This is a genomic window from Streptomyces sp. NPDC088817, from assembly GCF_044750345.1.
In the GTDB taxonomy this organism is placed as follows: Bacteria; Actinomycetota; Actinomycetes; order Streptomycetales; family Streptomycetaceae; genus Streptomyces.
Genome location: NZ_JBIVJN010000003.1, coordinates 182,812 through 209,483 on the forward strand (window position 1 = coordinate 182,812; position 26,672 = coordinate 209,483).

Here is a 26,672-nt window from a genome sequence, read left to right on the forward strand (position 1 = left end):
GGTCCCAACTGCACTCAAACATCCTGCAGCGGTGGACCGCATCCTGGGACGGGCCGAAGATCCTCCGGCCGGAAGAAGGCATTCCCGCAGATGGTCCAGCTTTGCCGGAGCCGCTCTGCGCTGTTCGGGGGTCACCCGTTATCCGATTTTGACATGGCGACGCCCCTGAATGGCGCAGCCCGAATGGCAAGATGCGGTCAATCACGCGAGGTCGCAACACTCGAAAGGTGTGTGGTCTCGTCGCCCCGTCGGCAGCGCCATCCATCAGCCGGAGGAACACCATGACCACACGCTCCACCCGTCGTCCGACCGCCGCGCACTCCCGGCTAGCTGCGGTCGGTGCGATCGTGGTCACCGGCGCCCTGATTCTCACCGGCTGCGGTGACCAGACCAAGGACAAGAAGGAGACGTCGGGCAGCGACTCGGCGAAGGCGGCCCCGCTGGCCGACATGCTCCCGGCCCAGATCCGGGAAAAGGGCACCATCAAGGTCGGCTCCGACATCGCGTACGCGCCGGTCGAGTTCAAGGACAAGTCCGGCAAGGTCGTCGGCCTCGACCCCGATGTCGCGGCCGCGCTGGGCAAGCAGCTCGGGGTGACCCTCGATTTCGAGAACGGCACCTTCGACGCCCTGCTCACCGGCCTGCGGTCCAACCGCTACGACATCGCCATGTCGGCCATGACGGACAACAAGAGCCGCCAGGACGGCGTCGACCCCAGCACGGGCAAGAAGGTCGGCGAGGGCGTCGACTTCGTCGACTACCTGACGGCCGGTGTCTCCATCTACACCCGCAAGGGCGACACCAAGGGCATCAACGGCTGGTCCGACCTGTGCGGCAAGAAGATCGCCCTGGAGCGCGGCACGGTCTCCGAGGACCTGGCGAAGTCCGAGGCGAAGAAGTGCCCGGCCGGCAAGAAGCTCACCATCGAGCCGTTCGACGACGACCAGCAGGCCCAGACCCGACTGCGTTCGGGCGGCGCGGACGCGGTCTCCTCCGACTTCCCGGTCGCCGCGTACGCCGTCAAGACCTCCGGCGGCGGCAACGACTTCGAGGTCGTCGGCCCGCAGGTCCAGGCGGCCCCCTACGGCATGGCCGTCAGCAAGTCGAACACCCAGCTGCGCGACGCGCTCCAGGCCGCAGTGAACGCGATCATCAAGAACGGCGAGTACGAGAAGATCCTGGAGAAGTGGGGCGTCCAGGACGGTGCCGTGAAGGAATCCGTCATCAACGGCGGCAAGTGACCGCGCCGAGCAGCCGCTGAGAGGCGACACCCGTGACTGCTGACATCGACAAGACGGCGGGGACGAAGGACACACCCCCGGCCGGACCGCAGGCCATCAAGGCCATTCCGGTCCGGCACTACGGGCGGTACCTCACCGCCGTCGTCGCGATCGCGATTCTGGTCGCGATCATCTACGCGTTCGGCCAGGGCAAGATCAACTGGCACGCGGTTCCGGACTACTTCTTCGACGACCGGATCATGACCGGCGTCGGCAAGACCCTCCTGCTGACGGTCCTTTCGATGCTGATCGGCATCGTCGGCGGCATCGTCCTCGCGGTGATGCGCCTGTCCAAGAACCCGGTGACCTCGAACATCGCCTGGTTCTACATCTGGTTCTTCCGCGGCACCCCGGTCCTGGTCCAGTTGTTCCTGTGGTTCAACCTGGGCCTGGTCTTCGAGTACATCAACCTGATGCCGTTCTACAAGGACTACTGGTCGAACTTCATGACGCCGTTGCTGACGGCGCTGCTCGGCCTCGGTCTGAACGAGGCGGCGTACATGGCGGAGATCTGCCGCGCCGGCCTGCTCGCCGTCGACGAGGGTCAGACGGAGGCAGCCCACGCGCTGGGCATGAGCCACTCCAAGACCCTGCGCCGGATCATCATCCCGCAGGCCATGCGGGTGATCGTGCCGCCGACCGGCAACGAGGTCATCAACATGCTGAAGACGACCTCGCTCGTGGCGGCCGTCCAGTTCTCGGAGCTGTTCCGCTACGCCCAGGACATCGGCCAGGTCTCCGGCGCCCCGGTGGAGATGTACTTCCTCGCCGCCGCCTGGTACCTGATCATGACCTCGGTGCTGAGCGTGGGCCAGTACTACATCGAGCGGTACTACGCCCGCGGCTCCAGCCGCAGCCTGCCGCCGACGCCGTGGCAGAAGGTCAGGGCGCACCTGACGTCCTTCTCCAGCAGGAAGGTCACGGCATGACCGACAAGCTCACCAAGCAGGACACCACCGTGCGCGACACCGGCGTCGCGATGGTGAGGGCGGAGGACGTCCACAAGTCCTTCGGCCAGGTGGAGGTGCTCAAGGGCATCGACCTGGAGGTCAGGCCCGGCGAGGTGTTCTGCCTCATCGGCCCCTCCGGCTCCGGCAAGTCGACGTTCCTGCGCTGCATCAACCACCTGGAGAAGATCAACGCGGGCCGGCTGTACGTGGACGGCGAGCTCGTCGGCTACCGCCAGCACGGCGACAAGCTGTACGAGCTGCGCGACCGCGAGGTCGCCATGAAGCGCCGGGACATCGGCATGGTCTTCCAGCGCTTCAACCTGTTCCCGCACATGACCGCGCTGGAGAACGTCATCGAGGCGCCGGTCCAGGTCAAGGGCGTGAACAGGGGCGAGGCCAGGGACCGGGCGTTGCAGCTCCTCGAGCGCGTGGGCCTGGCGGACCGGGCCGGGCACTACCCCTCGCAGCTCTCCGGCGGCCAGCAGCAGCGGGTGGCGATCGCCCGCGCCCTGGCCATGGACCCCAAGCTCATGCTGTTCGACGAGCCGACCTCGGCGCTCGACCCGGAGCTGGTCGGTGACGTCCTCGACGTCATGCGCGACCTCGCCGAGTCCGGGATGACGATGGTCGTCGTCACCCATGAGATGGGCTTCGCCCGCGAGGTCGGCGACAGCCTGGTCTTCATGGACGAGGGCGTGGTGGTGGAATCCGGCCATCCGCGCGAGGTGCTGACCAACCCGCAGCACGAGCGCACGCAGTCCTTCCTGTCGAAGGTGCTGTAGCGGGACGCGAACGACGAGGGGCGGTACGGGGATCCCGTACCGCCCCTCTCGCATGTGCGCCCGGTGTCCTACTTGAGGGCGAGCAGCAGGGTGTCCGACGGCGAGCACCACACCGGGCGGGCCTCGGCGAAGCCCTGCTCGCGCAGTACGCGCGCGTGCCACGCGGCGGACGGCATGTCGCCGTCGGCGTGCTCGCCGTAGATCTCGAAGCGGCGGGCCGTCGGTCCGGCCAGGACCGGGTCCTTGGCGGCCAGCTGCCACCACTCGGCCCAGTCCAGGGCGCCGGCCCGCTTGGCCTGTTCCATGCGCTCGTGCCGCTGGGCGCGTTCGGCCGCGTTGATCCGGGGCGTGGTCTCGTCGATCATGTGGTCCGCGTTCATGAAGACACCGCCGTCCTGGACGAGTTTCGCGACCTGGCCGTAGAGGGCGGCGAGAGGTTCGCTGTGCAGCCAGTGCAGGGCCGTGGCGGTCAGGACGGCGTCGTACGAGTCGTACGGCAGCTTCGCCGGCCAGTCGGGGTCCTTGAGGTCCGCGGTCACGAAGGAGACCCGGTCGTCGCCGTCGAAGGTGCCGCGCGCGATGGCGAGCAGCGCCGGGTCGAGGTCGACGCCGGTGCTGGTGGCCCCGGGAAAGCGGGTGAGCAGCCGGGCGGTGATGCTGCCGGTGCCGCAGGCCAGGTCGAGGACGCGCGGGGCGGTGCCGACGAGCGCCTCGACCATGTCGAGCATGATGCGGAAGCGTTCCTCGCGGTCGGGCATGTACCACTCCTGCTGGCGGTCCCAGCTCTCCTGCCACGCCGCCCAGTCGGTCCCCTCAGCGGTGATGCCCGTCGTCGTCTCCGTCATCGCAGCCCTCCCTGTCCACGTCACGTAATACCCTTGAAGGCCAGCCGGCTGTTACCGATCGCTCACCCGACCATAGAGCGCCTCCGTAAGGACTACAAGTGGAACTGGCCTATTACTCGGATTACGCCGTACGTCTCGTCAACAGCGAGGAACCGGCCCGGGGCAAGGACGCTCTGACCTCGGTCGACGCGGTCCGGGACCTGTTCGGCGCCAACGCCTCCGCGGCCCGCCGGGCCACCGACGCCGATGTCACGCGCTTCCGCTCGGTGCGGGCCCGGCTGCGCTCGGTCTTCGAGGCGGCCGACCAGGGCGACGAGACGCTCGCGGTGGCGCTGCTGAACTCCCTGCTGCTGGAGTTCCCGGTGAGCCCGCAGATCTCGGGACACGACCACCGCGACGACGACGGCCGCCCGCTGTGGCACATGCACCTGGCGGACCACCCGTCCAACGCGACCGCCGGCTACGCGGCGATCGCGGCGATGGGCCTGGCCTTCCACCTCACGGAGTACGGCGTCGACCGCCTCGGCCTGTGCGAGGCCGCGCCGTGCCGCAACGCCTACCTGGACACCTCGACCAACCGCTCGCGCCGCTACTGCTCCGACCGCTGCGCGACCCGCGCGAACGTCGCCGCCTACCGAGCCCGCAAGCGGCTCGAGGCCGACCGGTCGGTGAACACGGGCCGGGCCGCCGAGAGCACCCAGCGCGCGAGCGCCAGCGGCGAGCGCTGAGCGCGCCTGCGCGGCCGGTAGCGGAACCACACCTTGCCCAGGACCAGGTCCTCGGGCACGGTCCCGTAGTCGGTGCTGTCCCCGCCCGCGTACGCGTTGTCGCCCAGCACCCACCAGCCGCTGTCGCGCCGCTCCGAGGCGCGCTTGACGACCAGCAGGTCCTGCTGGAACGGATGCCGCAGGACCACCACGTCACCGGGCCGGATCCGGGCGCCGTACTGCACCACGAGCCGGTCCCCGTGGTGCAGCGTGGGCACCATGGACGGCCCGGTCACCTCGGCCAGCCCGAAGGGCAGTACGGCGCCCCTGCGCTCGGTCTCCTGCGACAGCTCCGGCATCCCCGGCACCTCCCCGGTCACGTTCCTCCACCAGTCTCAGTCTCACCCCGGACTTTTGTCCTAAGCCCCAGGGGGCACTCGCGAAAACACACCTGGCAGGGAGTAATGTCCCACCTGAGAAGACGATCACGAGGAAGGATGGCTCCATGCTTTCCCGCCTGTTTGCCCCCAAGGTCAAGGTCAGCGCGCACTGCGACCTTCCCTGCGGTGTGTACGACCCGGCCCAGGCCCGCATCGAGGCGGAGTCGGTGAAGGCCGTCCAGGAGAAGATGGCCGCGAACGACGACCCGCATTTCCAGACGCGTGCCACCGTCATCAAGGAGCAGCGCGCCGAGCTGGCGAAGCACCACGTCTCCGTGCTGTGGAGCGACTACTTCAAGCCCCCGCACTTCGAGAAGTACCCGGAGCTGCACCAGCTGGTCAACGACGCGCTGAAGGCCCTCTCCGCCGCGAAGGCCTCGACCGACCCGGCCACGGGCCAGAAGGCGCTCGACTACATCGCCCAGATCGACAAGATCTTCTGGGAGACCAAGAAGGCCTGATCTTCGGCCAGGCCGTCCGACCCGCGGTTTCGCGGGTCGCACCGCCCACCTGACCGCACCCGGTCCGCAGTCCGCCGAGCACGGCGTCCATGACGGATCGGGTGCGGTCTTCTTCGCAGTGCCACGGGTCACAGGAGGCTTGGCGCCTCATGGTTCCGCGGCGGCGGTGCGGGCGAGGGCCGGATTACGGATGAGGCCCTTGCCTTCGGCAGGATGGGCGCATGACCGAGATCCGCACGCCCCGCCTTCTCCTCCGTACCTGGCACGATGACGACCTCGCGCCGATGGCGGACATCAACGCGGACCCACGGGTCATGCGCTGGATCGACGACGGCTCGGTGTGCGACCTGGACCGGACGGCCGAGGACATCGAGCGGTGGGAGGAGGAGTGGGACGAGGAGGGCTTCGGGCTCTTCGCCGTCGAGTTGCTGGCCTCGGGCGAACTGATCGGCTTCACGGGACTGTCCGTGCCCGAGTTCCTGCCGGAGGTGATGCCCGCCGTGGCGATCAGCTGGCGGATCGGCTCACAGTTCTGGGGCCAGGGATACGCGTCCGAAGCCGCCCACGCCACGCTGGAGTTCGCTCTCCAGGACCGCGGCCTGGACCGCGTCATCAGCATCAACCGGGTGGGTGACAACGCCTCCGAGAACGTCATCCGCAAGCTCGGCATGGCGCCCGAGCGGGAGACGGCACATCCGGTGTACGGCTACCCCCTGCGCGTTCACGCCATCGACCTCACCGAGTTCCAGGCCTGAACCGGCCGGAGCCGTCGATCACACGATCACGACGCGCTGCCCCGGCAAGTCACCCTGCCTGTTTCAGCGCCGACAGACGAGGATCCCGGATCGGCACCCGACCTCGTAGGTCCCGTGCCGGGCGATGTGGTCGCCGAGAATCTCACGCGCCCGCTCGACCGTGGCTTCGAACGGCACGTCGTGCTGGTCCGCCCAGGCCTGGTAGGAGGCCAGGTACGCGATGACGGGCTCGGGGTCCCGGACGGTGATGGTGCCGGGCAGCTCGATCGTCCGCACCCGCCCGAACTCCTCCCCCAGAAAGGCCGGGGCCTTCTCCAGTGGGAAGCGGGCACCGAGCGCGATCAGGGCCGGGCCTCGTCCGGTTCCGAGCACGTCGCCGGCGGCCCTCTGCCACAAGTCGTCGAGTTCGGCCTTGTCCCCGTCGCTGTTGGTGGAGACGATCACCAGCCCGTCACGGGCGACGACGCGGGACAACTCCCTGACCGCCTGAGGGATGTCCGGGACGTGGTACAGCATGTGCATCGCCAAGGCGCAGTCGACGCTCTCCGTGGCCAGCGGCAGGCGGGTGGCTTCCGCGACGGCGACCGGACCGGGGACACCGGCGAGCATTCCGGGAGAGATGTCCAGACCCAGCAGGGCCAGGTCGGATCGGTCCCGGCGAAGCCGCTGGAGGAACTTTCCGTTGCCGCAGCCGACGTCGACCACACGTCCGCGTACGGCGCTCAACTGCTCGGCGACGATGCCCGGCAGGTCGTACCGGGGTGCCTGCCACCGGTAGAGCGACTGGCGGGCCGCCAGGTCCCGGTCGGTGCGGTAGGCGCTGCCCGCCAGGCGGCCCCGGTCGGTGACAGCGGCTTCATGTGCGGCGGACGGTTCGGTCACGTCGGCGACTCCGGAGGACGGGCGGCCGGTGAGGCCGCGAGGACGGCCGTGTGCTGTCAGTGCCTGTCCTGGTCGGTGATGGGTTCGCGCCACATCGGCCACATTCTGGGGCCTGCCGGGAGGTCGAGGGTGTGGTCGGTGAAGGTGAAGCCCAGGCGTTCGTAGAGCTTCGTGCTGCGCTCGCTGCTGGCCTCCAGGTAGGCGGGCAGGCCCTCGCGGTCGCAGCGGTCGAGGACGTGCTGGACGAGGGCGCCGCCCAGGCCCTCGCCCTGGTGGGCCGGGGCGACGCCGATCATCCACAGGTACTCGTGGGCGCGGTCCGCCGGGTGGGATTCGGCCATCAGCCGGGCGATCTCCTCGACCCGCGCGTTCGCCGGGTCGACGCTCTCGCGCAGCCGTACGGCGTCGTCCGAGTCGCCGGCGCCGTCCGGGCCGTCGCCGTCGGCCGCCGGCATCGACAGCCACAGGGCGCACGCCGTGCCGTCCTCGGTCACGTCGATCCGGCCCTCAGCGAGCACGATGTCGGTGAAGGCGGCCATCAGCCGGTGGTGGGTCGTACGGCGGTACTCCCGCTCCGGGAAGACCCAGCCGCTCACCGGGTCGTCCTGGAAGGCCTCGTCCAGCAGTCGCACGACCAGTTCCCGGTCGCCTTCCCCCGCCGCCCGGATCCCCACGCCCATGGTCCGCCCTCTCAACTCAAGTGCCGCTTGGAATACGGGAGTTGAGCCTAGGTGAAAGGGGCGGGCCCCGCACACCGTGGGGCAGTGCGGGGTCCGCCGCACCGGAGCCGACGGCGGCCGTACGGGGTCAGGAGCCGTACGGGCCCGGTGGCTCCGGGGTCTTCTCCGGCCGGATCAGCTGGAGCGTCTGGTCACGAACTCGGCCAGGGCCAGCAGTCCCCCCGCGTTCTCCGGATCCGGTACGGCGCGGGCCAGGTCGGCCACGGCCCGGGCCATCCGGTCGGCCGCCTGGGCCTGCGCCCAGTCCCGCCCACCGGCCCGCTCCACCACCAGCGCCAGGTACTCCTCCTCCCCCTCCTGGTGCGGCCGGGCGTACAGCTCGGCCAGTTCGGCGGCGTCCGGGGTACCGGAGGTCAGCGCGGCGACCACCGGCAGGGACTTCTTGCGGGCGGCGAGGTCGGCACCGGCCGGTTTCCCGGTGCGCGCCGGGTCGCCCCATATGCCGATCACGTCGTCGATGAGCTGGAAGGCGAGCCCCGCCTGCCGGCCGAACGCGTCCAGCGCCTCGACCTCCTCCTCCCCCGCCCCCGCGTACAGACCCCCCACGGCACAGGCGCAGCCGAGCAGCGCGCCCGTCTTGGCCTCGGCCATGACGAGCACCTCGGCGAGTGTGACCTCGCCCGGAGCGCGCTGTTCCAGGGCGGTGTCCGCCCGCTGGCCCTCGCAGAGTTCGACGACACAGCCCGCGAGCCGGGCGGCGGCGGCCGGTGACGCCGGATGCCGGCTCTCGGCGAGCAGTCCCAGGGCCAGCGCCTGGAGCGCGTCCCCCGCGAGGATCGCGTCGTTCTCGCCGAACACCGTCCACGCCGTGGGCCGGTGCCGCCGGGTGGCGTCCCGGTCCATCACGTCGTCGTGCAGCAGCGTGAAGTTGTGGACCAGCTCGACCGCCGCCGCGGCCCGTGCCGCCACCGCCCGGGCGGGCGGCCCGCCCAGCGCGGTGGCCGCCGTGAGGACCAGCGCCGGGCGGATCGCCTTGCCGCCGTTGCCCGCGGCCGGGGTGCCGTCGGCGTGCTCCCAGCCGAAGTGGTAGCGCGCGATCCGGCGCATCGAGGCGGGCAGGGAGGTGACGGCCGCCCGCAGTTCGGGGTCGACCGAGGCCCGGGAGCGTTCGAGGATCACCGCCGCGTCGTGCCCGTCGGGCGCGGCCGGGCCCCCCGCCCGACCGGGGGTGGGGCGGGGGAGAAGGCTCTCGGCGGAGCCGGGTCCCGCCGGCCGCTCGGCCCCGGCGGGGCGGGGCACGCCGGTCGGGCGCCGCGTCGTCTCCGTCATGAACTCAACCATCCGATCCACATTCGATCCCCCGCGAAGAGACCGCGGACGGTGGCGCTTCCGCAGCCGGAACCGGGCGCGTACCCCCGGGGTGTACCCGGCCCGGCGGGCCGGGACACCGGGAGCCGGCGCGCGTGGTCAGCGCCAACGGCCGACCTCGATGTTCTCCAGGACGCCCAGCGCGTCCGGCACCAGCACCGCGGCCGAGAAGTAGGCCGTGACCAGGTACTTGATGACCGCCTGCTCGTTGATGCCCATGAACCGCACGGACAGGCTCGGCTCGATCTCGTCGGGGATGCCCTTCGCGCGCAGCCCGATGACGCCCTGGTCCTCCTCGCCGGTGCGCAGGGCGATGATCGAGCTGGTCCGCGCCTCGGTGACCGGGATCTTGTTGCACGGGAAGATCGGCACCCCGCGCCAGGTGGGGATGCGGTTGCCGCCCATGTCGATGGTCTCCGGGACCAGGCCCCGCTTGTTCAGCTCGCGGCCGAACGCGGCGATCGCGCGCGGATGGGCGAGGAACAGCTTGGTGCCGCGGCGCCGGCTGAGCAGCTCGTCCATGTCGTCGGGGCTCGGCACGCCGTCGTGCGGGTGGATCCGCTGGTCGTACTCGCAGTTGTGGAGCAGGCCGAAGTCACGGTTGTTGATCAGCTCGTGCTCCTGGCGCTCCTTCAACGCCTCGACGGTCAGCCGGATCTGCTGCTCCGTCTGGTTCATCGGCTGGTTGTAGAGGTCGGCCACGCGTGTGTGCATGCGCAGGACGGTCTGCGCGATGCTCAGTTCGTACTCGCGGGGGCTGGCCTCGTAGTCGACGAAGGTGTGCGGGATGTCCGCCTCACCGCTGTGTCCGGCGGCGAGTTCGACCGCCTTCTCCCCGTAGTTGTTGGCGTTCTGCCCGGAGGCCGAGGCCTGCTGCCGGAGGTGGGCGCGCAGCGAATCGGCGCGCTCGGCGATCTGCTCGACGTCGCGGCGGGACAGCACGAGGACGGTGCACGCGGTGTCCGCGCGGGCCGTGTACTCCCAGATGGCGTCCGGGTCGACGAGAGCCTGCTCGCCGAAGTACGCGCCGTTGGCGAGGACGCCGAGGACCTGGTCGTCGCCGTAGGGGCCGGTGCCGACCTTCTGGACCCTGCCGTGCGCCAGCAGGTACACCTCCTCGGCCTGGTTGCCGAAGGAGGCGATGACCTGGCCCGCCTCGATCTCGCGCTGGCGGCAGCGCTGGGCGAGCTCCGAGAGCACCTCGTCGTCCTCGTAGTCCCGCAGCGCCGGCAGTTCGCCGAGCTCGGCCGGGATGACGTCGACGCGGTCGCCCGTCTTCACGAAGGTGATGCGGCCGTCGCCGACGGCGTAGGTCAGCCGCCGGTTCACCCGGTACGTGCCGCCCTGCACGTCGACCCAGGGCAGCATGCGCAGCAGCCAGCGCGAGCTGATCTCCTGCATCTGGGGAACGGACTTGGTGGTGGTGGCCAGGTTCCGCGCGGCCGCGGTGCCGAGGCTCTGCTGCGGCCGGTCCTGCTCCGTGCGGACCTCTTCGCCTACCGACATAGAGAATTGCCCTCCCGCTCATGCCCGGCACGCTCGGCGCCGTGCATCGATTTGCGTGCGCCAGCCTTCCAGTACGGAGCGTGGTCGTGCTATTACCCGAAAGAGCGGGAATGGATCACTGCCGGCACGGGCAGAAATTGCGGTTCCCTTTTCCGTGACCAGCGGATTCGCCGTGCCTCGCCGGCCGCGCCGCTTCCCTGGCCGGGCGGCGACAATGGCCGGATGACCCGCTCCGCCGCCCCCGGCCTCACCGCGCTGTCCCCCCGGCTGCCCTCGCCCCTCCAGGAGGTCACCGACGACCGGTTCACCCGTCGTGGACTGCGGCTGCTCCTGAAGCGCGACGATCTGATCCACCCGGAGCTGATCGGCAACAAGTGGCGCAAACTCGCCCCGAACCTGCGGGCCGCGGCCGGCCGGACGGTCGTGACCTTCGGCGGCGCCTACTCCAACCACCTGCGCGCGACGGCCGCGGCGGGCCGCCTGCTGGGCCTGCCGACGGTCGGTGTGGTCCGTGGCCAGGAGCTGGCCGAGCGCCCGCTGAACCCCTCCCTGGCGCGTTGCGCGGCCGACGGGATGCGGCTGCACTTCACCGACCGGTCGACGTACCGCCGCAAGGCCGAGCCGGAGACGCTGGCGGCCCTGCTGCGCGCCGCGGGCGCCGAGGGCGCGCATGTGGTCCCGGAGGGCGGCAGCAACGCCCTGGCGGTACGCGGCTGCCGGGCCCTGGGCGAGGAGCTGGGCGAGCACGCGGACGTCGTCGCGCTGGCCTGCGGCACCGGCGGCACGCTGGCCGGCCTGGCAGCCGGTCTCGCGCCCGGTCGGCGCGCCCTCGGCATACCGGTCCTCAGGGGCGGTTTCCTGGCGGCGGACATCGAGGCCCTGCAGGAGCGGGCCTTCGGCGCCCGGCGCGGCGCGTGGTCGCTCGACGACCGTTTCCACTTCGGCGGCTACGCCCGTGTCCCGGCCGAACTCGACGCCTTCGCCGAGGACTTCACCGCGCGGCACGGCGTCCCCGTCGAACGCCTCTACGTCGCCAAACTGCTGTACGGCCTGGTCACCCTGGCCGCCGAGGACGCCTTCCCGAGCGGCACGTCCATCGCCGCGGTCGTCACGGGCAGCCCCTTCCCGGCGCTCGTCTGAACCGCCCGCCGACCGGACACCGCCACCCGACGGTCTCGGGCAGCCCCTCCCCGGCACCCGCCTGAACCACCCGCCCACCGGACGCCGCCATCCGGCGGTCTCGGGCAAGCCCTTCCCGGCGCCCGCCTGAGCCACCCGTCGGACGGACGCCGCCACCCCGCCGTCACACCCGGCACCCGCCTGCGCCGCCCGGGACCCTCATGCCCCGACCGGGCACCCGGACGCGGCGACGCTGTCCCACGCCCCGCCCCGGCCCCAAACACGACGATGCGGTCTCCGCAAGGCCCGCCCGGCACCTCCCCACGCCACGCGGCCCGACACCCGGCCCCCCGCACCCCGCCCCGGCACCCCGACGCGATGACGCGGCCTCCGGAAGGCCCGCCCGGCACCTCCCCACACCGCCCGACACCCGGCCCCCCGCACCCCGCCCCGACCCGGCCCTCGGACCCGACGACGCGGCCTCCGCGAGGACCGCCCGGCGCCTCCCCACACCACGCGGCCCCGCACCCGGACCCCCGCAGCCCTCGGAGACCCCGCCCGGTCTGCCGAAGGCCTCACGCCGTCTCTCGGTACGCCGCCGCCTCCTCCAGGTCCAGCCTGCGCAGCAAGGTCCGCAGCATTTCGTCGTCGATGTAGCGGCCGTCGCGGAGGCGGACGAAGACCTCGCGTTCGGCGCCGATCACGTCGCGGGACAGGCGGCGGTAGGTGTCGTCGACCGACTCGCCGGTGACCGGGTTGGCCTGGCCGAGGCGCTCCCAGACGGAGTTGCGGCGGCGCTCCAGGACCGTGCGGAGGCGGTCGGCGAGCGGCGGGGGCAGGGCGTTGCGCTCGTCGGTCAGGAGTTCCTCCAGGCGCCGCTCGGCGGCCAGGGACGCCTGCGCCTGCGCGTTCGCCTCGGCCAGGGTCTCCGCGCGCGTGTCGCGCTCGGGGAACTTCAGCAGCCGGATCAGCGGCGGCAGGGTCAGGCCCTGCACCACCAGGGTCCCGATGACCGTCGTGAAGGTCAGGAAGAGCAGCAGGTTCCGTTTCGGGAAGGGGCCGCCGTCGTGCAGCGTGACCGGGATCGAGAAGGCGATGGCCAGGGACACCACGCCCCGCATCCCGGCCCACGCGGTGACCATCGCGCCCCTCCAGGTGGGGTTCTCCTCGCGCTCCCGGATGCGCCGGGACAGCAGCCGGGGCAGGAACGCCGCCGGGTACACCCACACGAACCGGGCGGCGACGACCACCAGGAAGACGGCGATCGCGTACCAGGCGGCCTCGGGTCCCGAGTACGTCCCGAGGCCTCTGAGGACGACCGGGAGCTGGAGTCCGATGAGGGCGAACACCGACGACTCCAGGACGAACGCCACCATCTTCCACACCGCCTCCTCCTGGAGCCGGGTGGCGAAGTCGACCTCCCAGGCGCGGTGCCCTAGGTAGAGGGCGACGGTGACGACGGCCAGGACTCCGGAGGCGTGCACCTGCTCGGCGACGCCGTAGGCGACGAACGGGATCAGCAGGGAGAGCGTGTTCTGCAGCAGCGCCTCCTTCAGGTGGGTGCGCAGCCAGTGCAGCGGCGCCATCACCACCAGACCGATGCCGACGCCGCCGATCGCCGCGATCAGGAACTCCCCCACGCCACCCGCCCAGGTCGCGCCCTCGCCGACCGCGGCGGCCAGCGCCACCCGGTAGGCGGTGATCGCGGTGGCGTCGTTGAGCAGGGACTCGCCCTGGAGGATCGTGGTGATCCGCGAGGGGAGCCCTACCCTCCGGGCCACGGCCGTCGCCGCGACCGCGTCCGGCGGCGCGACCACCGCGCCGAGGACCAGCGCCGCGGTCAGCGGCAGTCCCGGCACGAGCAGGTACGCGGCCCAGCCGACCACGAAGGTCGCGAACAGTACGTACCCGACGGAGAGCAACGCCACGGGACGCAGTTGCGCGCGCAGGTCGAGGTAGGAGCTGTCACTGGCGGAGGTGTACAGCAGCGGCGGCAGGAGCAGGGGCAGGACCACGCCGGGATCGAGGGCGTAGGCGGGGACCCCGGGGACGTAGGAGACCGCCAGTCCGGCCGCGACCAGCAGCAGGGGCGCCGGTACTGGCGTGCGCCGGGCGGCCCCGGCCACCGCGGCGCTGCCCGCCACCAGGAACAGCAGCGGCACTACGTCCATGGTCCTCGCCCACCCGTCGTTCGTCGCCCTGCCGCTTTCCGCGCGGTCACCCGCACGCGCGTCGTAATCTGGCAATCATGAAACAGTGCACGCACGCCGGCACGCTGCCGCACCCGGAGCCCGCGCCCGAGTGCGAGACGTGTCCGGAGTGCCTGGCGGACGGCACGCATCCGGTGCAGCTGCGGCTGTGCCTGTCCTGTGGCCACGTCGGATGCTGCGACTCCTCACCGGGACAGCATGCGACCAAGCATCACAAGGACACCGGGCATCCGGTGATGCGGACCTTCGAGCCCGGCGAGGACTGGCGCTGGTGCTTCGTGGACCACGTGCTCGTGTGACGGGAACCGGCGGACGGTTCGACCGTCTGACGTCTGGGTACGTCAACCCGGCGCCCGCCGTTCCCATTTGGGCCCGCAGACCCCTAGCCACGGAGCGTATCCGTAGGTTTACTATGAGTGACAGCAAGGGGTCGGGGCCCGGGGACAGAAAGGCCGGGCGCGCGGTAGCGTCACCGCTGAACCATGTATCGCGTTGCCCCGGGGGGATGCCCCCGGCCCTGAGAAAGCTTGTACCACCTTGGAGGTGAGGGTGTCCCAGATCGCAGGCGAGCCCGCGGCGAACCAGGACTTCGTGGAGGTCCGGCTGCCGGCTGCGGGTGCCTACCTGTCGGTGCTGCGGACGGCCACGGCCGGCCTCGCGGCCCGTTTGGACTTCACCCTCGACGAGATCGAGGACCTGCGCATCGCGGTCGACGAGGCCTGCGCGATCCTGCTCCAGCAGGCCGTGCCCGGCTCGGTGCTCAGCTGTGTCTTCCGGCTGGTCGACGACTCGCTCGAGGTCACCGTCTCGGCCCCGACGACGGACGGTCACGCGCCTTCGCGGGACACGTTCGCCTGGACCGTCCTGTCCGCGCTCGCGGGCAAGGTCTCCTCCGCCGTGGACGACGACAAGACCGTGTCGATCAGCCTCTACAAACAGCGCGGCGCGGGACCCGGGCCGGCGTGAGGAACGGGGACGGTCCGGTGCGGGACGAAGAGCGCGGCACACGGGAGCTGCCCGAGGGCGGGACCCCGGCGCGCGCGGACGGGGCCGGGGCTCCGGGCGGGGCCGCCCGGGGCGGTCCGGCCGCGGCCCGGCGCGCGGCGGACGGTATCGACGGCATCCCGGAGCAGGCCAGGCCGCACCCGGAGGACGAGCCGCTGGTCGCCGGCCACGGCGGCCCTCCCCCTCACGGGGACTCCCCCCGTTCGAGCGAAGGCGAGAACTCGGGGAAGGAGGCGAGGGCTCGGGGAAGGGCGACGGGCGGGACGATGAGCGAGCACGAGCGCAACGGCGAGGACGGATCGCGCGCCGCGCCGATCGTGCACAACGCGCGGCACGACCCGCACGACCGCAGTGGCGCACGTGCGATGTTCGTCGAGCTGCGCGCCCTGCAGGAGGGCAGCCCGCAGTACGCCGAGCTGCGCAACCAGCTCGTCCGCATGCACCTGCCGCTCGTCGAGCATCTCGCGCGCCGCTTCCGCAACCGCGGCGAGCCGCTGGACGACCTCACCCAGGTCGCCACCATCGGCCTGATCAAGTCGGTCGACCGGTTCGACCCGGACCGCGGCGTGGAGTTCTCCACGTACGCCACTCCGACGGTCGTCGGCGAGATCAAGCGGCACTTCCGGGACAAGGGCTGGGCGGTGCGCGTGCCGCGCCGGCTCCAGGAACTGCGTCTGGCGCTGACCACCGCGACGGCCGAGCTGTCCCAGCTCCACGGCCGCTCCCCCACGGTGCACGAGCTGGCGGAGAAGCTCGCCATCTCCGAGGAGGAGGTGCTGGAGGGCCTGGAGTCGGCCAACGCCTACTCCACGCTGTCCCTGGACGTCCCCGACACGGACGACGAGTCCCCGGCGGTCGCGGACACCCTCGGCGCCGAGGACGAGGCGCTGGAGGGCGTGGAGTACCGGGAGTCGCTGAAGCCGCTGCTGGAGGATCTGCCGCCGCGCGAGAAGCGGATCCTGCTGCTGCGCTTCTTCGGCAACATGACCCAGTCGCAGATCGCGCAGGAGGTCGGCATCTCGCAGATGCACGTCTCCCGGCTGCTGGCCCGCACACTGGCCCAGCTGCGGGAGAAGCTGCTCGTGGAGGAGTAGGAGAAGAGGGACCGGGACGGCCGGGGCGGAGGTCGGCCGTTGCCGGTTACCGCTGCCCGGTCTCCCCGGCCCGGCCCGGGCCCCTGATGTCGAGGGCCCTGGTCGTCTCCGGGTTGACGAGCAGCACCAGCGACGTGACGGCCACCACGGCGAGCACGATGCCGGCCGGGATGGCGAGGCCGTCGGACCGCAGCAGGTTGTAGGCGACGGGCAGCGCCATGATCTGCGTGATGACCGCCGGCCCCCGGCTCCAGCCGCGGCGCAGCAGCAGTCCGCGGGCGGCGAGCAGCGGCAGCAGCGCGAGCACGAGCACCGTGATGCCGCCGGTGACGCCGGTCTGCCGGTCGCCCTCGTGGCCGGTGGCGCCCGCGACGAGCATCCAGATCCCGCCGACGACCAGCACGAGCCCTTCCAGCCCGGCCAGCGCCGCCGCGTACGTCAGCCGCCGCGGGCGCGGACCGGCGGTGTCCGCCGTGTCCGTGGCGTCCGTGGGCTCGGTCTTCGGTGCGGTTTCGCGGTCACTGCTCACTCCAGCAGGGTAGCCCTCGCGGCCCCGGCCACCGTGTGCAGGCTCACGCCCCGTCCTCTTACCGGATCCCTACCTCGGGGTGGGGTCGGTACTGTCCGGTAGGTACGCTGCACCTCATGCGTGCACTTCTCGTGGTCAACCCGGCGGCAACCACCACAAGCGCACGTACGCGCGACGTCCTGATCCACGCGCTCGCCAGCGAGATGAAGCTGGACGCGGTCACCACCGAGTACCGCGGCCACGCCCGCGACCTGGGCCGGCAGGCCGCGGACAGCGACGACATCGACCTGGTGGTGGCCCTCGGCGGCGACGGCACGGTCAACGAGGTCGTCAACGGTCTGCTGCACCGCGGCCCGAACCCCGAGCGCCTGCCCCGCCTGGCGGTGGTGCCCGGCGGCTCCACCAACGTCTTCGCCCGCGCGCTGGGCCTGCCCAACGACGCCGTGGAGGCCACCGGCGCGATCCTGGACGCCCTGCGCCTGGGCAGCGAGCGCACCGTCGGCCTGGGTCTGGCCTCGGGCACGCCGGGCACCGGCGACGCGGCGGTGCCGGAGCGCTGGTTCACCTTCAACGCCGGGCTCGGTTTCGACGCCGGTGTGGTCGGCCGGGTGGAGCAGCAGCGCGAGCGCGGCAGGAAGTCCACGCACGCCCTGTACGTACGGCAGGTGGTCCGCCAGTTCCTCGGGGAGTCGAGCCGGCGGCGCGGGGCGATCACCCTGGAGCGCGCCGGGGAGGATCCGCTGACCGAACTGGTGGTGGCGATAGTCTCGAACACCTCGCCGTGGACGTATCTCGGCAATCGTCCGATGTACACGTCACCTAAGGCCTCGTTCGATACCGGGCTCGATGTGCTCGGTCTCAGCCGCCTGTCGACCGCCGCGGTTGCCCGGTATGGCACCCAGTTGCTCACTTCGTCCCCCGAGCGCGGACCCCAGGGCAGGCATGCGACCTCCCTGCACGATCTGAGCCGCTTCACCTTGCATTCGAAGGTGCCGCTCCCCCTCCAGATGGACGGTGACCACCTGGGACTGCGTCGAAGCGTGACGTTCACAGGCGTACGCCGTGCACTGCGTGTGATTGTGTGAGTAGAAGAGGCGAAAGTCCTTTCACTCGAACGTTTAGGCCAGGATCCACCCCATGGAAGTACGGCTGTGACCTAGTCGACACCGAGGAATCAAAAAAAACTTTCCGGAAGGGGTTGTATCCGCCGCTGAGGTTTGCGAGTCTCTACGTGGCGATCGGGACGGCCCACCACACGGGCCCCAGAGATCACCGGAACCCCTCTACGAATCACAGGACCACACCAGGGAACCTGGCAGTCGGCCCTTCCCTTGTCGAGGGATTCGTGAAAGCGTTCACATTCACAAGCAACCGTATGTAAGACCAAGAGAGGTAGCAGCCATGGACTGGCGTCACAACGCCGTTTGCCGCGAGGAAGACCCCGAGCTGTTCTTCCCCATCGGCAACACCGGTCCCGCGCTGCTGCAGATCGAGGAAGCCAAGGCCGTCTGCCGTCGCTGCCCCGTTATGGAGCAGTGCCTGCAGTGGGCGCTCGAGTCCGGTCAGGACTCCGGCGTCTGGGGTGGTCTCAGCGAGGACGAGCGTCGTGCGATGAAGCGCCGCGCCGCCCGCAACCGGGCTCGTCAGGCCTCCGCCTGACCACAGCCACCCCGCTGACAGCCTGAGCTTGGCGGCGCGTGCAACGAGTACGCATCTCCCGCCCCCGAGCCGCAGCGCGCAGTACCCCCGATGCGCACACAGGACGCAACGAGCGACTGGCCCCGGACCGACTTCGGTCCGGGGCTCTTTGCTGTGCGGGGTCCGACGCTTCTGCCGCGCGGGCTACTTGTGCGTCTGCACGGGGATGTCGAGGATCACCCGGGTGCCGCGCTCCGGGGCCGGCACCATGTCGAAGGTGCCGCCCAACTCCCCCTCGACCAGGGTCCGTACGATCTGCAGGCCGAGGTTGCCCGAGCTGTGCGGGTCGAAGCCGTCGGGCAGACCCACGCCGTCGTCCTGGACGGTGACGAGCAGTCGGGCCTCGCGCGAGGTGCCGCCGCGGACCGCGGAGACCTCCACCGTCCCCGTCTCGCCCTCGCGGAAGCCGTGTTCCAGGGCGTTCTGCAGGACCTCGGTCAGCACCATGGAGAGCGGGGTGGCGACCTCCGCGTCCAGGATCCCGAAGCGGCCGCTGCGCCGGCCGGTCACCTTGCCCGGTGAGATCTCGGCGACCATCGCGAGCACCCGGTCGGCGATCTCGTCGAACTCCACGCGCTCGTCCAGGTTCTGGGACAGCGTCTCGTGCACGATGGCGATCGAGCCGACCCGGCGGACCGCCTCCTCCAGGGCCTCGCGGCCGCGCGCCGACTCGATGCGCCGGGCCTGCAGCCTGAGCAGGGCCGCCACCGTCTGGAGGTTGTTCTTGACCCGGTGGTGGATCTCCCGGATCGTCGCGTCCTTGGTGATCAACTCCCGCTCGCGGCGGCGCAGTTCGGTCACGTCCCTCAGCAGCACCAGCGAACCTATGCGCGTGCCCTTGGGTTTGAGCGGGATGGCCCGGAACTGGATCACCCCGTCGTGGGCCTCGATCTCGAACTCCCGGGGCGCCCAGCCACTGGCCAGCTTCACCAGGGCCTCGTCCACCGGGGCCCGGGAGGGGGCGAGTTCGGCGGTGGTCTCGCCGAGGTGGTGGCCGACGAGGTCGGCGGCGAGGCCGAGGCGGTGGTAGGCGGAGAGCGCGTTGGGCGAGGCGTACTGGACGATGCCGTCCGCGTCCAGCCGGATCAGGCCGTCGCCGACGCGGGGCGAGGCGTCCATGTCGACCTGCTGGTCCGGGAACGGGAAGGAGCCGGCCGCGATCATCTGCGCCAGGTCGGAGGCGCTCTGCAGATACGTCAGCTCCAGCCGGCTCGGGGTGCGCACGGTGAGCAGGTTGGTGTTGCGCGCGATGACGCCGAGGACGCGTCCCTGCCGTCGTACCGGGATGGACTCGACGCGGACCGGGACCTCCTCGCGCCACTCGGGGTCGCCCTCCCGCACGATCCGGCCCTCGTCGAGCGCGGCGTCCAGCATCGGGCGGCGGCCGCGCGGGACGAGGTGGCCGACCATGTCGTTCTGGTATGAGGTGGGTCCCGTGTTGGGCCGCATCTGGGCGACCGAGACGTACCGGGTGCCGTCCAGGGTGGGGACCCACAGGACCAGGTCGGCGAAGGACAGGTCGGAGAGCAGCTGCCACTCCGAGACCAGCATGTGCAGCCACTCGAGATCGGAGTCGTCGAGCGCGGTGTGCTGGCGTACGAGTTCGTTCATGGAGGGCACGTCTGCGAGCGTACCCGGGCATGTGTGCGGGCCCGAATCGTGCGAATGCGAAGAAGGCTGCGGAGGCGCGGGGGCCACGGAGACACCCGCGGGCCGCGGCGCCTGAGAGGGACCCTCAACCCTCCCGGCACCGCAGCCCGGAGCAGCATCGGCCGCGGGCGTGCGGTCCCGGTCGGCCGAAGGATGAGGAACCGGGGCAGTCAGGGCAGAGAGCTCCGGATCCTCGGTCCGCCCTCCTGTGCGGGGAAGGCGGAGGCTCGTGCGTTCACCTGTCGTACGCGGGCGGGGCCGCGCGTGTGCGCTCTTCGAGACGTCTCCGCAGCATTCTGGACTAGACCACTTGCCCTGTCCATGCGCGGGACGGCGGTTGTTGCGTTTTCTTCACCGGACGACCGGTCGGGGCGGATCCCGCTCCGGTCGGCTGACCGGAACTTCCGGAACTTCCGGCGTGTCCCCCGCAGCCTAGCCCGCCCCGCCCGGCGGCGGGACCGGATGGCGGGGTGATTTCCGTGAGCGCCTCGACTCCCCCCGGCTCACGCCGTCGTACGCCGGTCGCGGTCCGGGTCCGGGCGTCCGCCCCCGCCGCCTCCGTCCCACGGGCGGACGGGCGCGACGCGCAGAGGCCCGACTCTGTTAGATTGGGCTTGGATTGGTCTAAACCACACGACCCCCATTACCGGGTCCGTCCCCTTCAGATCCACTTCAGATCGGCAGGCCCCAGCGTGGAAGTTGTCATCGTTCCGGATGCCAGAGCGGGCGGCGAACTCATCGCCGAGGCGATGGCGCAGCTGCTCCGGCGCAAGCCCGACGCCCTGCTCGGCGTGGCCACGGGCTCCACTCCCCTGCCCGTGTACGAGGCGCTGGCGGCCAAGGTGCGCTCCGGAGCGGCGGACCTCTCGCGGGCGCGGATCGCCCAGCTCGACGAGTACGTGGGGCTGCCCGCCGAGCACCCCGAGTCCTACCGCTCGGTACTGCGCCGGGAGGTGCTGGAGCCGCTCGGCATCGGGATGGACGCCTTCCTCGGGCCCGACGGCACGGCCGACGACGTCCGTTCGGCCTGCGCGGCCTACGACCGGGCGCTCGCCGAGGCCGGCGGCGTCGACCTGCAACTGCTCGGGATCGGGACGGACGGGCACATCGGGTTCAACGAGCCGTGCTCGTCGCTCGCCTCGCGCACCCGGATCAAGACCCTGACCGAGCAGACCCGCGCCGACAACGCGCGCTTCTTCGACGGCGACGTCGAGCAGGTGCCGCACCACGTCATCACGCAGGGCATCGGGACGATCCTGGAGGCCCGGCACCTGGTGCTGCTGGCCACGGGCGAGGGCAAGGCGGACGCGGTCGCGGCGACCGTCGAGGGTCCGCTGGCCGCCGTCTGCCCCGCCTCGGCACTCCAGCTCCACCCGCACGCCACGGTCGTCGCCGACGAGGCCGCCGCGTCCAAGCTGAAGCTGGCCGACTACTTCCGCCACACCTACGTCAACAAGCCGGACTGGCAGGGCATCTGACCCCCGGACCGCCTGACGCCGGCCACCCCCCTGGGGGTGGCCGGCGTCATCGCGTCGGCGGCCGTGCGGCCCGGCCGCGGCGCGGGGCCGGTGGGCGGATCACGCGCCCGTGAGGACCTCCGCCGCCGCCCTGCCGCAGACGCGGGCCGCGCCGTGGGTGGCGATGTGGAGGGCGCCGCGCGCGGGGGCCTGGGGCACGCCCATCTCGATGATCACCGTGTCCGGGCGGGCCGCGAGCAGGGTGTCCAGGGCCGCCGCCATCCAGGGGTGGCGGTGCTCGTCACGGACGACGGCCACCACCCGCCGGGTGCCGGCCTCCTGGAGGGCCGCGCGCGCCGCGTCCTCGCCGGCGAAGCTGCCCGTCCGGGTGCCCGGCAGGAGGCGGCCGAGCTCCGCGGCCACGCCCCACGGGGTCTCGTCACCGACGGCGATGTTGGCGACGGGGGTGAGGGCGGCGACGTAGGGCGGGTCCGTGAGCGGGGTGAAGTCCTCCGCGGCGGTGACGCGCAGCGCGCGCCGGGCCGCCCGCAGTCCGACCTCCGGGTCGGCGACGCCCCGCGCCCCGGCCCGGCTCCCGGCCGCGGCGGTCCAGCGGGCGAGGGCGCGGACCCGTTCGGCCGCGTCCGCCAGCCGTTCCTCGGGCAGTTCCCCGGAGCGGACCGCGGCGACCAGGGCGTCGCGCAGACCGGTCACGGTCTCGTCGTCGGCCAGTCCGCCGCCCACGCAGATCGCGTCGGCCCCGGCGGCGACGGCCAGGACGCTGCCGCGCCGGATGCCGTAGTTGTCCGCGATGGCCCGCATCTCCATGCCGTCGGTGACGATCAGGCCCTCGTAGCCGAGTTCGCCGCGCAGGAGGTCGGTCAGCACCCGGCGGGACAACGTTGCCGGAAGCTCCGGGTCCAGGGCCGGAACCAGGATGTGCGCGCTCATCACGGCCTTGCTGCCGGCGGCGATCGCCGCGCGGAACGGGGCCAGTTCGCGCGCCTGGAGGACCTCGGCGTCCACGTCGATGCGGGGCATCGCGTGGTGGGAGTCCACGGCGGTGTCGCCGTGCCCGGGGAAGTGCTTGGTGCAGGCGGCGACCCCCGCGGACTGGAGGCCGGTGACATAGGCGGCGGTGTGCCGGGCGGCCAGGTCGGTGGAGGCGCCGAAGGACCGTACGCCGATGACCGGGTTGCCGGGGTTGGAGTTGACGTCGGCGGAGGGCGCCCAGTTGAGGTTCACTCCGCACTCGGCCAGCCGCCTGCCGAGTTCACGGGCGACGGCCTCGGTCAGGTCCACGTCGTCCACCGCGCCCAGCGCGTGGTTGCCGGGGAAGCTGGAGCCGGTGCGCACCTCCAGACGGGTGACGTCGCCGCCCTCCTCGTCGATGGCGACCAGGACGTCCTCGCGTTCGGCGCGCAACTGGGCCGTGAGGGCGGACAACTGTTCGGGCGAGGCGATGTTCCGGCCGAACAGTCCGACCGAGGAGAGGCCCTCACCGAGCCGCCGGAGCAGCCAGTCGGGGGCCGTGGTCCCGGTGAAGCCCGGCTGGAGGACGGTCAGCGCGTCGCGGGTGAGTGTGTCGGTGCCGCTGGCGATTGTCGTCATCGGGTGGCGTTATCCCTTCACGGCGCCGGAGGTGAGGCCAGCGGCCATCTTCTTCTGGACGATCATGAAGAACGCGACGACCGGGATCGCGATGAGTGTCGAGGCGGCCATCAGGGCTCCGTAGTCGGTACCGCGCGAGGTGGTGAAGTTCATCAGCCACACGTTGAGCGTGTACTTGTCGTTGTCCTGGAGCACGATGTAGGCGAGCAGGTACTCGTTCCACGCGTTGATCAGGGAGAAGATCGACGCGGCGGCGAGGCCGGGGGCGAGCAGGGGGAAGACCACCCGCCAGAAGGCGCCCATCCGGGAGCAGCCGTCCACCATGGCGGCCTCCTCCAGCTCCAGCGGGATGTTCACGACGAACCCGCGGATCATCCAGGTGGCGAAGGGCAGCGTGGAGACGAGGTAGATGACGATGACGCCCCAGTACTCGTTGATCGCGCCGAGGTCGTTCAGCTGGATGTAGAGGGGTATGAGCATGGCCGTGGGCGGCAGCAACTGCACCACGAGCAGCACGATCATGAAGAGCTTGCGGCCGGCGAACCGGAAGCGGCCGATCGCGAAGGCGGCGATCGTGGACAGCACCATCGCGCCGACGACGGCCGTCACGCAGACGATCAGGCTGGACTGGACGGCGGTGCCGAAGTTCGGCGCTTCGATCGCCCGGCGGAAGTTGTCGAAGGTGATGGAGGTCGGCCAGAGCTTCTGGTCGTAGGAGCGGATCTCCGTGTTGGGGCGCAGGGCGCTCACCACGAGCCAGTAGACCGGGAAGGCCATGACCAGGAAGGCGACGAGTCCCACGGCGTTGTAGAAGTGCCGACTGGGCTTCTTGCGGTCCGGGCGGTGGCCGGGCGCCATGGCGCGCGTGGCGGTCGTGTCGCTCACTCGACCTCTCCGATCTTGAGCAGCTGGCGCAGGTAGTAGACGGCCACGCCGGACAGGAGCAGCACCGTGATCAGCGCGATGGCGGCGCCCTGGCTGAAGGAGTTCGACTCGAAGGCCTTCTCGTAGGAGTAGAGGCCGAGCAGGTTGTAGTCCTTCTCCGGCTTGTTGCCGCGCATCAGGAAGACCTGGCCGAAGACGTTGAAGTCCCAGATCACCGAGAGCGTGGCGACCATCTGGAAGACGGGCTTGATCACCGGCCAGGTCACGTAGCGGAAGACGCCGAGCCGTCCGGCGCCGTCGAGTTCCGCGGCCTCCTCCAGTTCCGACGGCACCTGGGTGAGCGCGGCGTAGAGGGTGACGGTGACGAACGGGACCGCGCCCCACACCACGACGGCACCGATCATGAAGAAGCCCTGCTTGGGGTCGAGCCACCAGTTGTGGCCCTGGAAGTCGAGGCCGAGGTACTTCGTCAGCACCATGTTGGCGACGCCGTAGTCGGAGTCGGCGAACCAGCGGAAGATCGAGGTGGCGACGAGCAGCGGCAGTGACCACGCGGCGATGAGCGCGCCGGTCAGCAGCAGGCGCACCGCCTTGGTCATGCGCTGCATGGAGTGGGCGAGGAAGAGACCGATGGCCATCGTGGCGACGACGCAGACGGCCATGAACAGTACGGTGCGCCACAGGACGTCGTAGAACTCGCCGTCGCCGAGGATGTTGGTGAACTGCTCGAAGCCGACCCACTCGGGGGCCTGACCGGTCCACAGCTCCCGCCGGCCGACGTCCTGGAAGGACATGATCACGGTCTTGGCCAACGGCCAGACGAACACCGCGGCGATTGCCACGACAGCCGGCGCGATCAGCAGATAGGGCAGCAGCGGCCCGTCCGTCCACCGGCTTCGCCGGGGTACGGACGGCGCCGGGCCGTCACCGTGAGGCGTCCGTGTGACGGACTCCTCCGGGCCGGCTGTCTTGATGTCGGCGGCACTCACTGTGCTGGCCTTCCGTTCGAAGGGTTCTGCATCAGTCGGGCGGCCGGCGCCTTCCGGGCCGCCGGCCGCCTGATCGGCCTTGTCCGGCCGGGCGGCCGGACAAGGCACCGGAAGTCAACGAGGGTCGAGCACCTCGGCTCAGGAGGCCTTGTTGATCAGCGAGTTGATCTCCGCGTCCGCCGCCTTGGTGGCATCGGCGACCGACTTGCCCTTGAGGATGTCCAGCAGCATCAGCTGGAGCGTCTGCTTCTTCTCGACCGCGGCCCAGCCGGGAGCGATCGGGGTGAACCAGGCGTCGGGGACCGCGTTGGCGATCGGAGCCGTCTCGGGCTTGCTCTTCAGCGGCTCCAGCTGCTTGGTGTTGTTGGGCAGGATGTCCTTCGCGACCAGTGCGGCCTGGGACTTCTCACTGGTGAACAGCGAGATCCAGGCCTGCGCCAGGTCCTGGTTCTTGGACTTGGAGATCGTGGCGAGGTCGGAACCGCCGATGAAGGAGGGCAGGGCCTTGCCGTTCGGGCCGGGCATGCCCGCCGTGGCGATCTTGCCGTCCAGCTTCGGGTTGCCGTTCGCCTTGGAGTCGACGACGCTCCCGGCCTCCCAGCCGTTGCCGTAGATCAGGGCCGCCTTCTCGTTGGCCATGACGTTGGCGTGGTCCTGCTCGTCCTTGGTCTGGTCACCGTGGTTGTACTTCTTGACCAGGTCGATGAAGTGCTGGATGCCCTTCTGCGCCTCCGGCGTGGACAGGGCGGCCTTCCACTCCTTGCCGCCCTCGTCGTAGGTGGCGATCTGGCCGCCGTACGCGGCGACGTAGGACATGGCGGCGTACCAGTAGCGGCCCGGCAGGTACAGCGAGGAGAAGGCCCGGTCCTTCTTGTACTTGTCCTGGACCTTGTCGAGCGCCTTGAACAGCTCGTCCTCGGTCGTCGGCAGCTGGTCCGAACCAGTGCCGGCCTTGAACATGTCCTTGTTGTAGATGGCGACGCGCGCACCGGCGTAGTACGGGACGCAGTAGAGCTTGCCCTCGTAGGCGCAGGTGTCCTTGAGCCCCTCGATCCACGTGTCCGAGTTGTCGTACTTCTTGGCGTCGATCTCGCCGAGGGCACCGTTGAGGATGTAGGTCATCGTCTCGGTGTTGCCCAGCTCGACCACGTCGGGGAACTTGTCACCGGACAGGGCGGCGTCGAGCTTCTTGGTCTTGTCCCCCCACTGCTGGTACTGGACGTTGACCTTGACCCCGGGGTACTTCTTGTTGAAGTCGTCGTTCGTCTGCTTGACCAGCTCCGGCCAGCTGCTCTGGGCGTCCACCATCAGCCAGACGGTGAGATCGCCCTTGCGGTCCTTGGGGTCCTGCTTGGACGCGTCGTCACCCTTGCCGCCCCCACACGCCGCGATGGAGACCATCATGCCCGCGATACCGATCGCGGCTACCAGCTTGCGCTTCACGCCACCCTCCTCAGGGATGCCACAAACCCCCCTGCCTCCCCGCGGTTGAGCGACATCCGAGCGTCGGCGTAACCGCCCGTGGGGCCGGGACCTGGACCAATGGTGTAGACCAGTAGGGGGAGCTTGGCCCAGACCAATAGGGCTGTCAAGAGTGCGCCGACCCGCTCAGACGGTCCGTTATGGGACCGCGATATGCAGGGACCTTTCATTGTTCGTCCGGCAAAATGGACGTCCGCGCTCCGCTGGACCAGTGGCGACCGTACGCGACCGCCGGGGCGCCCTGGCCAGGTGGACCACCCGCCCAGGCCGGGGCTATGGACTAGACC

26 protein-coding genes are annotated in these 26,672 nt (G+C 70.8%); 13 read left to right on the plus strand and 13 right to left on the minus strand.

Annotation, left to right across the window (positions count from 1 at the left end):
* The first annotated feature begins 281 nt into the window (after window positions 1-281).
* The 3 genes from ACIP4X_RS06985 to ACIP4X_RS06995 are packed head-to-tail and all read left to right on the plus strand — an operon-like array spanning window position 282 to window position 3,012.
* Window positions 282-1,241, plus strand: coding sequence for an ABC transporter substrate-binding protein (locus ACIP4X_RS06985; RefSeq protein ID WP_358729172.1), 960 nt, complete (start codon window positions 282-284; stop codon window positions 1,239-1,241).
* A gap of 32 nt (window positions 1,242-1,273) precedes the next feature.
* Window positions 1,274-2,209, plus strand: a complete 936-nt coding sequence (locus ACIP4X_RS06990; RefSeq protein WP_401347059.1) for an amino acid ABC transporter permease — start codon at window positions 1,274-1,276, stop codon at window positions 2,207-2,209.
* Window positions 2,210-2,259: 50 nt separating this feature from the next.
* Window positions 2,260-3,012 carry an amino acid ABC transporter ATP-binding protein gene (locus ACIP4X_RS06995; RefSeq protein WP_358729355.1) on the plus strand — a complete coding sequence of 251 codons (753 nt, stop codon included), beginning with the start codon at window positions 2,260-2,262 and terminating at the stop codon, window positions 3,010-3,012.
* Window positions 3,013-3,080: 68 nt separating this feature from the next.
* On the opposite strand, the gene ACIP4X_RS07000 is transcribed toward ACIP4X_RS06995, so the two are convergent.
* On the minus strand, window positions 3,081-3,857 hold the full coding sequence (locus tag ACIP4X_RS07000) for a class I SAM-dependent methyltransferase (RefSeq protein ID WP_358729168.1): 777 nt from the start codon (window positions 3,855-3,857) through the stop codon (window positions 3,081-3,083).
* A gap of 98 nt (window positions 3,858-3,955) precedes the next feature.
* Here ACIP4X_RS07000 and ACIP4X_RS07005 point away from each other — a divergent pair, with 98 nt between their 5' ends.
* Window positions 3,956-4,585 (plus strand): CGNR zinc finger domain-containing protein, encoded by a 630-nt coding sequence (locus tag ACIP4X_RS07005; protein WP_358729166.1) that lies wholly within the window; start codon window positions 3,956-3,958, stop codon window positions 4,583-4,585.
* Here the strand turns inward: ACIP4X_RS07005 and sodX are convergent.
* A complete protein-coding gene (sodX, locus tag ACIP4X_RS07010) occupies window positions 4,489-4,923 on the minus strand; it encodes a nickel-type superoxide dismutase maturation protease (RefSeq protein WP_358729164.1) in 435 nt (144 codons plus the stop codon). The genes ACIP4X_RS07005 and sodX overlap by 97 nt on opposite strands.
* Window positions 4,924-5,069: 146 nt before the next feature.
* Between sodX and sodN the strand changes: the two genes are divergently transcribed.
* Together sodN and ACIP4X_RS07020 are read left to right on the plus strand one after the other, a co-directional pair.
* Window positions 5,070-5,465 carry a superoxide dismutase, Ni gene (gene sodN, locus ACIP4X_RS07015; RefSeq protein WP_356380966.1) on the plus strand — a complete coding sequence of 132 codons (396 nt, stop codon included), beginning with the start codon at window positions 5,070-5,072 and terminating at the stop codon, window positions 5,463-5,465.
* Window positions 5,466-5,686: 221 nt separating this feature from the next.
* Window positions 5,687-6,220, plus strand: a complete 534-nt coding sequence (locus ACIP4X_RS07020) for a GNAT family N-acetyltransferase (protein WP_358729149.1) — start codon at window positions 5,687-5,689, stop codon at window positions 6,218-6,220.
* A 63-nt stretch (window positions 6,221-6,283) separates the two neighbouring features.
* Here the strand turns inward: ACIP4X_RS07020 and ACIP4X_RS07025 are convergent, their stop codons facing one another.
* The 4 genes from ACIP4X_RS07025 to ACIP4X_RS07040 all read right to left on the minus strand — a co-directional run bounded on the left by ACIP4X_RS07025 (window position 6,284) and on the right by ACIP4X_RS07040 (window position 10,656).
* Window positions 6,284-7,102: a class I SAM-dependent methyltransferase gene (locus tag ACIP4X_RS07025; protein WP_358729147.1), complete on the minus strand. Its 819-nt coding sequence runs from the start codon at window positions 7,100-7,102 to the stop codon at window positions 6,284-6,286.
* A gap of 56 nt (window positions 7,103-7,158) precedes the next feature.
* Window positions 7,159-7,782, minus strand: coding sequence for a GNAT family N-acetyltransferase (locus tag ACIP4X_RS07030; protein WP_391456789.1), 624 nt, complete (start codon window positions 7,780-7,782; stop codon window positions 7,159-7,161).
* A gap of 174 nt (window positions 7,783-7,956) precedes the next feature.
* Window positions 7,957-9,123, minus strand: a complete 1,167-nt coding sequence (locus tag ACIP4X_RS07035; protein WP_391456787.1) for a family 2 encapsulin nanocompartment cargo protein polyprenyl transferase — start codon at window positions 9,121-9,123, stop codon at window positions 7,957-7,959.
* 126 nt (window positions 9,124-9,249) lie between these two features.
* The gene (locus ACIP4X_RS07040) at window positions 9,250-10,656 is read right to left on the minus strand and encodes a family 2B encapsulin nanocompartment shell protein (protein ID WP_391456785.1); all 1,407 of its coding nucleotides are present in this window, start codon (window positions 10,654-10,656) and stop codon (window positions 9,250-9,252) included.
* Window positions 10,657-10,878: 222 nt separating this feature from the next.
* On the opposite strand from ACIP4X_RS07040, the gene ACIP4X_RS07045 reads away from it, so the two are divergent.
* A complete protein-coding gene (locus ACIP4X_RS07045; protein ID WP_391456783.1) occupies window positions 10,879-11,796 on the plus strand; it encodes a pyridoxal-phosphate dependent enzyme in 918 nt (305 codons plus the stop codon).
* 554 nt (window positions 11,797-12,350) lie between these two features.
* On the opposite strand, the gene ACIP4X_RS07050 is transcribed toward ACIP4X_RS07045, so the two are convergent.
* Window positions 12,351-13,946 (minus strand): Na+/H+ antiporter, encoded by a 1,596-nt coding sequence (locus ACIP4X_RS07050; RefSeq protein WP_358729137.1) that lies wholly within the window; start codon window positions 13,944-13,946, stop codon window positions 12,351-12,353.
* 77 nt (window positions 13,947-14,023) lie between these two features.
* Here ACIP4X_RS07050 and ACIP4X_RS07055 point away from each other — a divergent pair, with 77 nt between their 5' ends.
* The 3 genes from ACIP4X_RS07055 to ACIP4X_RS07065 all read left to right on the plus strand — a co-directional run bounded on the left by ACIP4X_RS07055 (window position 14,024) and on the right by ACIP4X_RS07065 (window position 16,084).
* Complete coding sequence (locus ACIP4X_RS07055) at window positions 14,024-14,284, plus strand: UBP-type zinc finger domain-containing protein (RefSeq protein WP_358729135.1); 261 nt, start codon at window positions 14,024-14,026, stop codon at window positions 14,282-14,284.
* Window positions 14,285-14,534: 250 nt separating this feature from the next.
* Window positions 14,535-14,951 (plus strand): anti-sigma regulatory factor, encoded by a 417-nt coding sequence (locus ACIP4X_RS07060; protein ID WP_146465655.1) that lies wholly within the window; start codon window positions 14,535-14,537, stop codon window positions 14,949-14,951.
* 17 nt (window positions 14,952-14,968) lie between these two features.
* Window positions 14,969-16,084, plus strand: a complete 1,116-nt coding sequence (locus ACIP4X_RS07065) for a SigB/SigF/SigG family RNA polymerase sigma factor (RefSeq protein ID WP_391456781.1) — start codon at window positions 14,969-14,971, stop codon at window positions 16,082-16,084.
* A 46-nt stretch (window positions 16,085-16,130) separates the two neighbouring features.
* Here ACIP4X_RS07065 and ACIP4X_RS07070 read toward each other — a convergent pair whose 3' ends face one another.
* A complete protein-coding gene (locus tag ACIP4X_RS07070) occupies window positions 16,131-16,613 on the minus strand; it encodes a hypothetical protein (RefSeq protein ID WP_391456779.1) in 483 nt (160 codons plus the stop codon).
* Between the two features lie 116 nt (window positions 16,614-16,729).
* On the opposite strand from ACIP4X_RS07070, the gene ACIP4X_RS07075 reads away from it, so the two are divergent.
* Both ACIP4X_RS07075 and ACIP4X_RS07080 read left to right on the plus strand, forming a co-directional pair.
* Window positions 16,730-17,698 (plus strand): diacylglycerol kinase family protein, encoded by a 969-nt coding sequence (locus ACIP4X_RS07075; protein ID WP_358729130.1) that lies wholly within the window; start codon window positions 16,730-16,732, stop codon window positions 17,696-17,698.
* 316 nt (window positions 17,699-18,014) lie between these two features.
* Window positions 18,015-18,272, plus strand: a complete 258-nt coding sequence (locus tag ACIP4X_RS07080; protein ID WP_016639615.1) for a WhiB family transcriptional regulator — start codon at window positions 18,015-18,017, stop codon at window positions 18,270-18,272.
* Between the two features lie 183 nt (window positions 18,273-18,455).
* Here ACIP4X_RS07080 and ACIP4X_RS07085 read toward each other — a convergent pair whose 3' ends face one another.
* A complete protein-coding gene (locus ACIP4X_RS07085; RefSeq protein WP_358729354.1) occupies window positions 18,456-19,922 on the minus strand; it encodes a PAS domain-containing sensor histidine kinase in 1,467 nt (488 codons plus the stop codon).
* A 731-nt stretch (window positions 19,923-20,653) separates the two neighbouring features.
* Here ACIP4X_RS07085 and nagB point away from each other — a divergent pair.
* Window positions 20,654-21,439, plus strand: coding sequence for a glucosamine-6-phosphate deaminase (gene nagB / locus ACIP4X_RS07090; RefSeq protein WP_391456776.1), 786 nt, complete (start codon window positions 20,654-20,656; stop codon window positions 21,437-21,439).
* A 99-nt stretch (window positions 21,440-21,538) separates the two neighbouring features.
* On the opposite strand, the gene ACIP4X_RS07095 is transcribed toward nagB, so the two are convergent.
* The 4 genes from ACIP4X_RS07095 to ACIP4X_RS07110 form a co-directional block, all read right to left on the minus strand.
* The gene (locus ACIP4X_RS07095; protein ID WP_358729126.1) at window positions 21,539-23,029 is read right to left on the minus strand and encodes a glycoside hydrolase family 3 protein; all 1,491 of its coding nucleotides are present in this window, start codon (window positions 23,027-23,029) and stop codon (window positions 21,539-21,541) included.
* 9 nt (window positions 23,030-23,038) lie between these two features.
* On the minus strand, window positions 23,039-23,914 hold the full coding sequence (locus tag ACIP4X_RS07100; protein ID WP_391456774.1) for an ABC transporter permease subunit: 876 nt from the start codon (window positions 23,912-23,914) through the stop codon (window positions 23,039-23,041).
* Window positions 23,911-24,903, minus strand: coding sequence for a sugar ABC transporter permease (locus ACIP4X_RS07105; RefSeq protein WP_358729125.1), 993 nt, complete (start codon window positions 24,901-24,903; stop codon window positions 23,911-23,913). Before ACIP4X_RS07105 ends, ACIP4X_RS07100 begins: the two co-directional genes overlap by 4 nt.
* 138 nt (window positions 24,904-25,041) lie before the next feature.
* Window positions 25,042-26,346, minus strand: coding sequence for a sugar ABC transporter substrate-binding protein (locus ACIP4X_RS07110; RefSeq protein WP_358729123.1), 1,305 nt, complete (start codon window positions 26,344-26,346; stop codon window positions 25,042-25,044).
* Window positions 26,347-26,672 lie beyond the last annotated feature (326 nt).

What these genes read in the sequence shown, in the direction of transcription:
- ACIP4X_RS07075 (WP_358729130.1), top strand. Translation starts at nt 16,730, where the DNA reads ATGCGTGCACTTCTCGTGGTCAACCCGGCGGCAACCACCACAAGCGCA.
- ACIP4X_RS06985 (WP_358729172.1), top strand. Translation starts at nt 282, where the DNA reads ATGACCACACGCTCCACCCGTCGTCCGACCGCCGCGCACTCCCGGCTA.
- ACIP4X_RS07020 (WP_358729149.1), top strand. Translation starts at nt 5,687, where the DNA reads ATGACCGAGATCCGCACGCCCCGCCTTCTCCTCCGTACCTGGCACGAT.
- ACIP4X_RS07035 (WP_391456787.1), bottom strand. Translation starts at nt 9,123, where the DNA reads ATGGTTGAGTTCATGACGGAGACGACGCGGCGCCCGACCGGCGTGCCC.
- ACIP4X_RS07040 (WP_391456785.1), bottom strand. Translation starts at nt 10,656, where the DNA reads ATGTCGGTAGGCGAAGAGGTCCGCACGGAGCAGGACCGGCCGCAGCAG.
- ACIP4X_RS07085 (WP_358729354.1), bottom strand. Translation starts at nt 19,922, where the DNA reads ATGAACGAACTCGTACGCCAGCACACCGCGCTCGACGACTCCGATCTC.
- ACIP4X_RS07050 (WP_358729137.1), bottom strand. Translation starts at nt 13,946, where the DNA reads ATGGACGTAGTGCCGCTGCTGTTCCTGGTGGCGGGCAGCGCCGCGGTG.
- sodX (WP_358729164.1), bottom strand. Translation starts at nt 4,923, where the DNA reads ATGCCGGAGCTGTCGCAGGAGACCGAGCGCAGGGGCGCCGTACTGCCC.
- ACIP4X_RS07030 (WP_391456789.1), bottom strand. Translation starts at nt 7,782, where the DNA reads ATGGGCGTGGGGATCCGGGCGGCGGGGGAAGGCGACCGGGAACTGGTC.
- ACIP4X_RS07000 (WP_358729168.1), bottom strand. Translation starts at nt 3,857, where the DNA reads ATGACGGAGACGACGACGGGCATCACCGCTGAGGGGACCGACTGGGCG.
- ACIP4X_RS07095 (WP_358729126.1), bottom strand. Translation starts at nt 23,029, where the DNA reads ATGACGACAATCGCCAGCGGCACCGACACACTCACCCGCGACGCGCTG.
- sodN (WP_356380966.1), top strand. Translation starts at nt 5,070, where the DNA reads ATGCTTTCCCGCCTGTTTGCCCCCAAGGTCAAGGTCAGCGCGCACTGC.
- ACIP4X_RS07055 (WP_358729135.1), top strand. Translation starts at nt 14,024, where the DNA reads ATGAAACAGTGCACGCACGCCGGCACGCTGCCGCACCCGGAGCCCGCG.
- ACIP4X_RS06995 (WP_358729355.1), top strand. Translation starts at nt 2,260, where the DNA reads ATGGTGAGGGCGGAGGACGTCCACAAGTCCTTCGGCCAGGTGGAGGTG.
- ACIP4X_RS07045 (WP_391456783.1), top strand. Translation starts at nt 10,879, where the DNA reads ATGACCCGCTCCGCCGCCCCCGGCCTCACCGCGCTGTCCCCCCGGCTG.
- ACIP4X_RS07080 (WP_016639615.1), top strand. Translation starts at nt 18,015, where the DNA reads ATGGACTGGCGTCACAACGCCGTTTGCCGCGAGGAAGACCCCGAGCTG.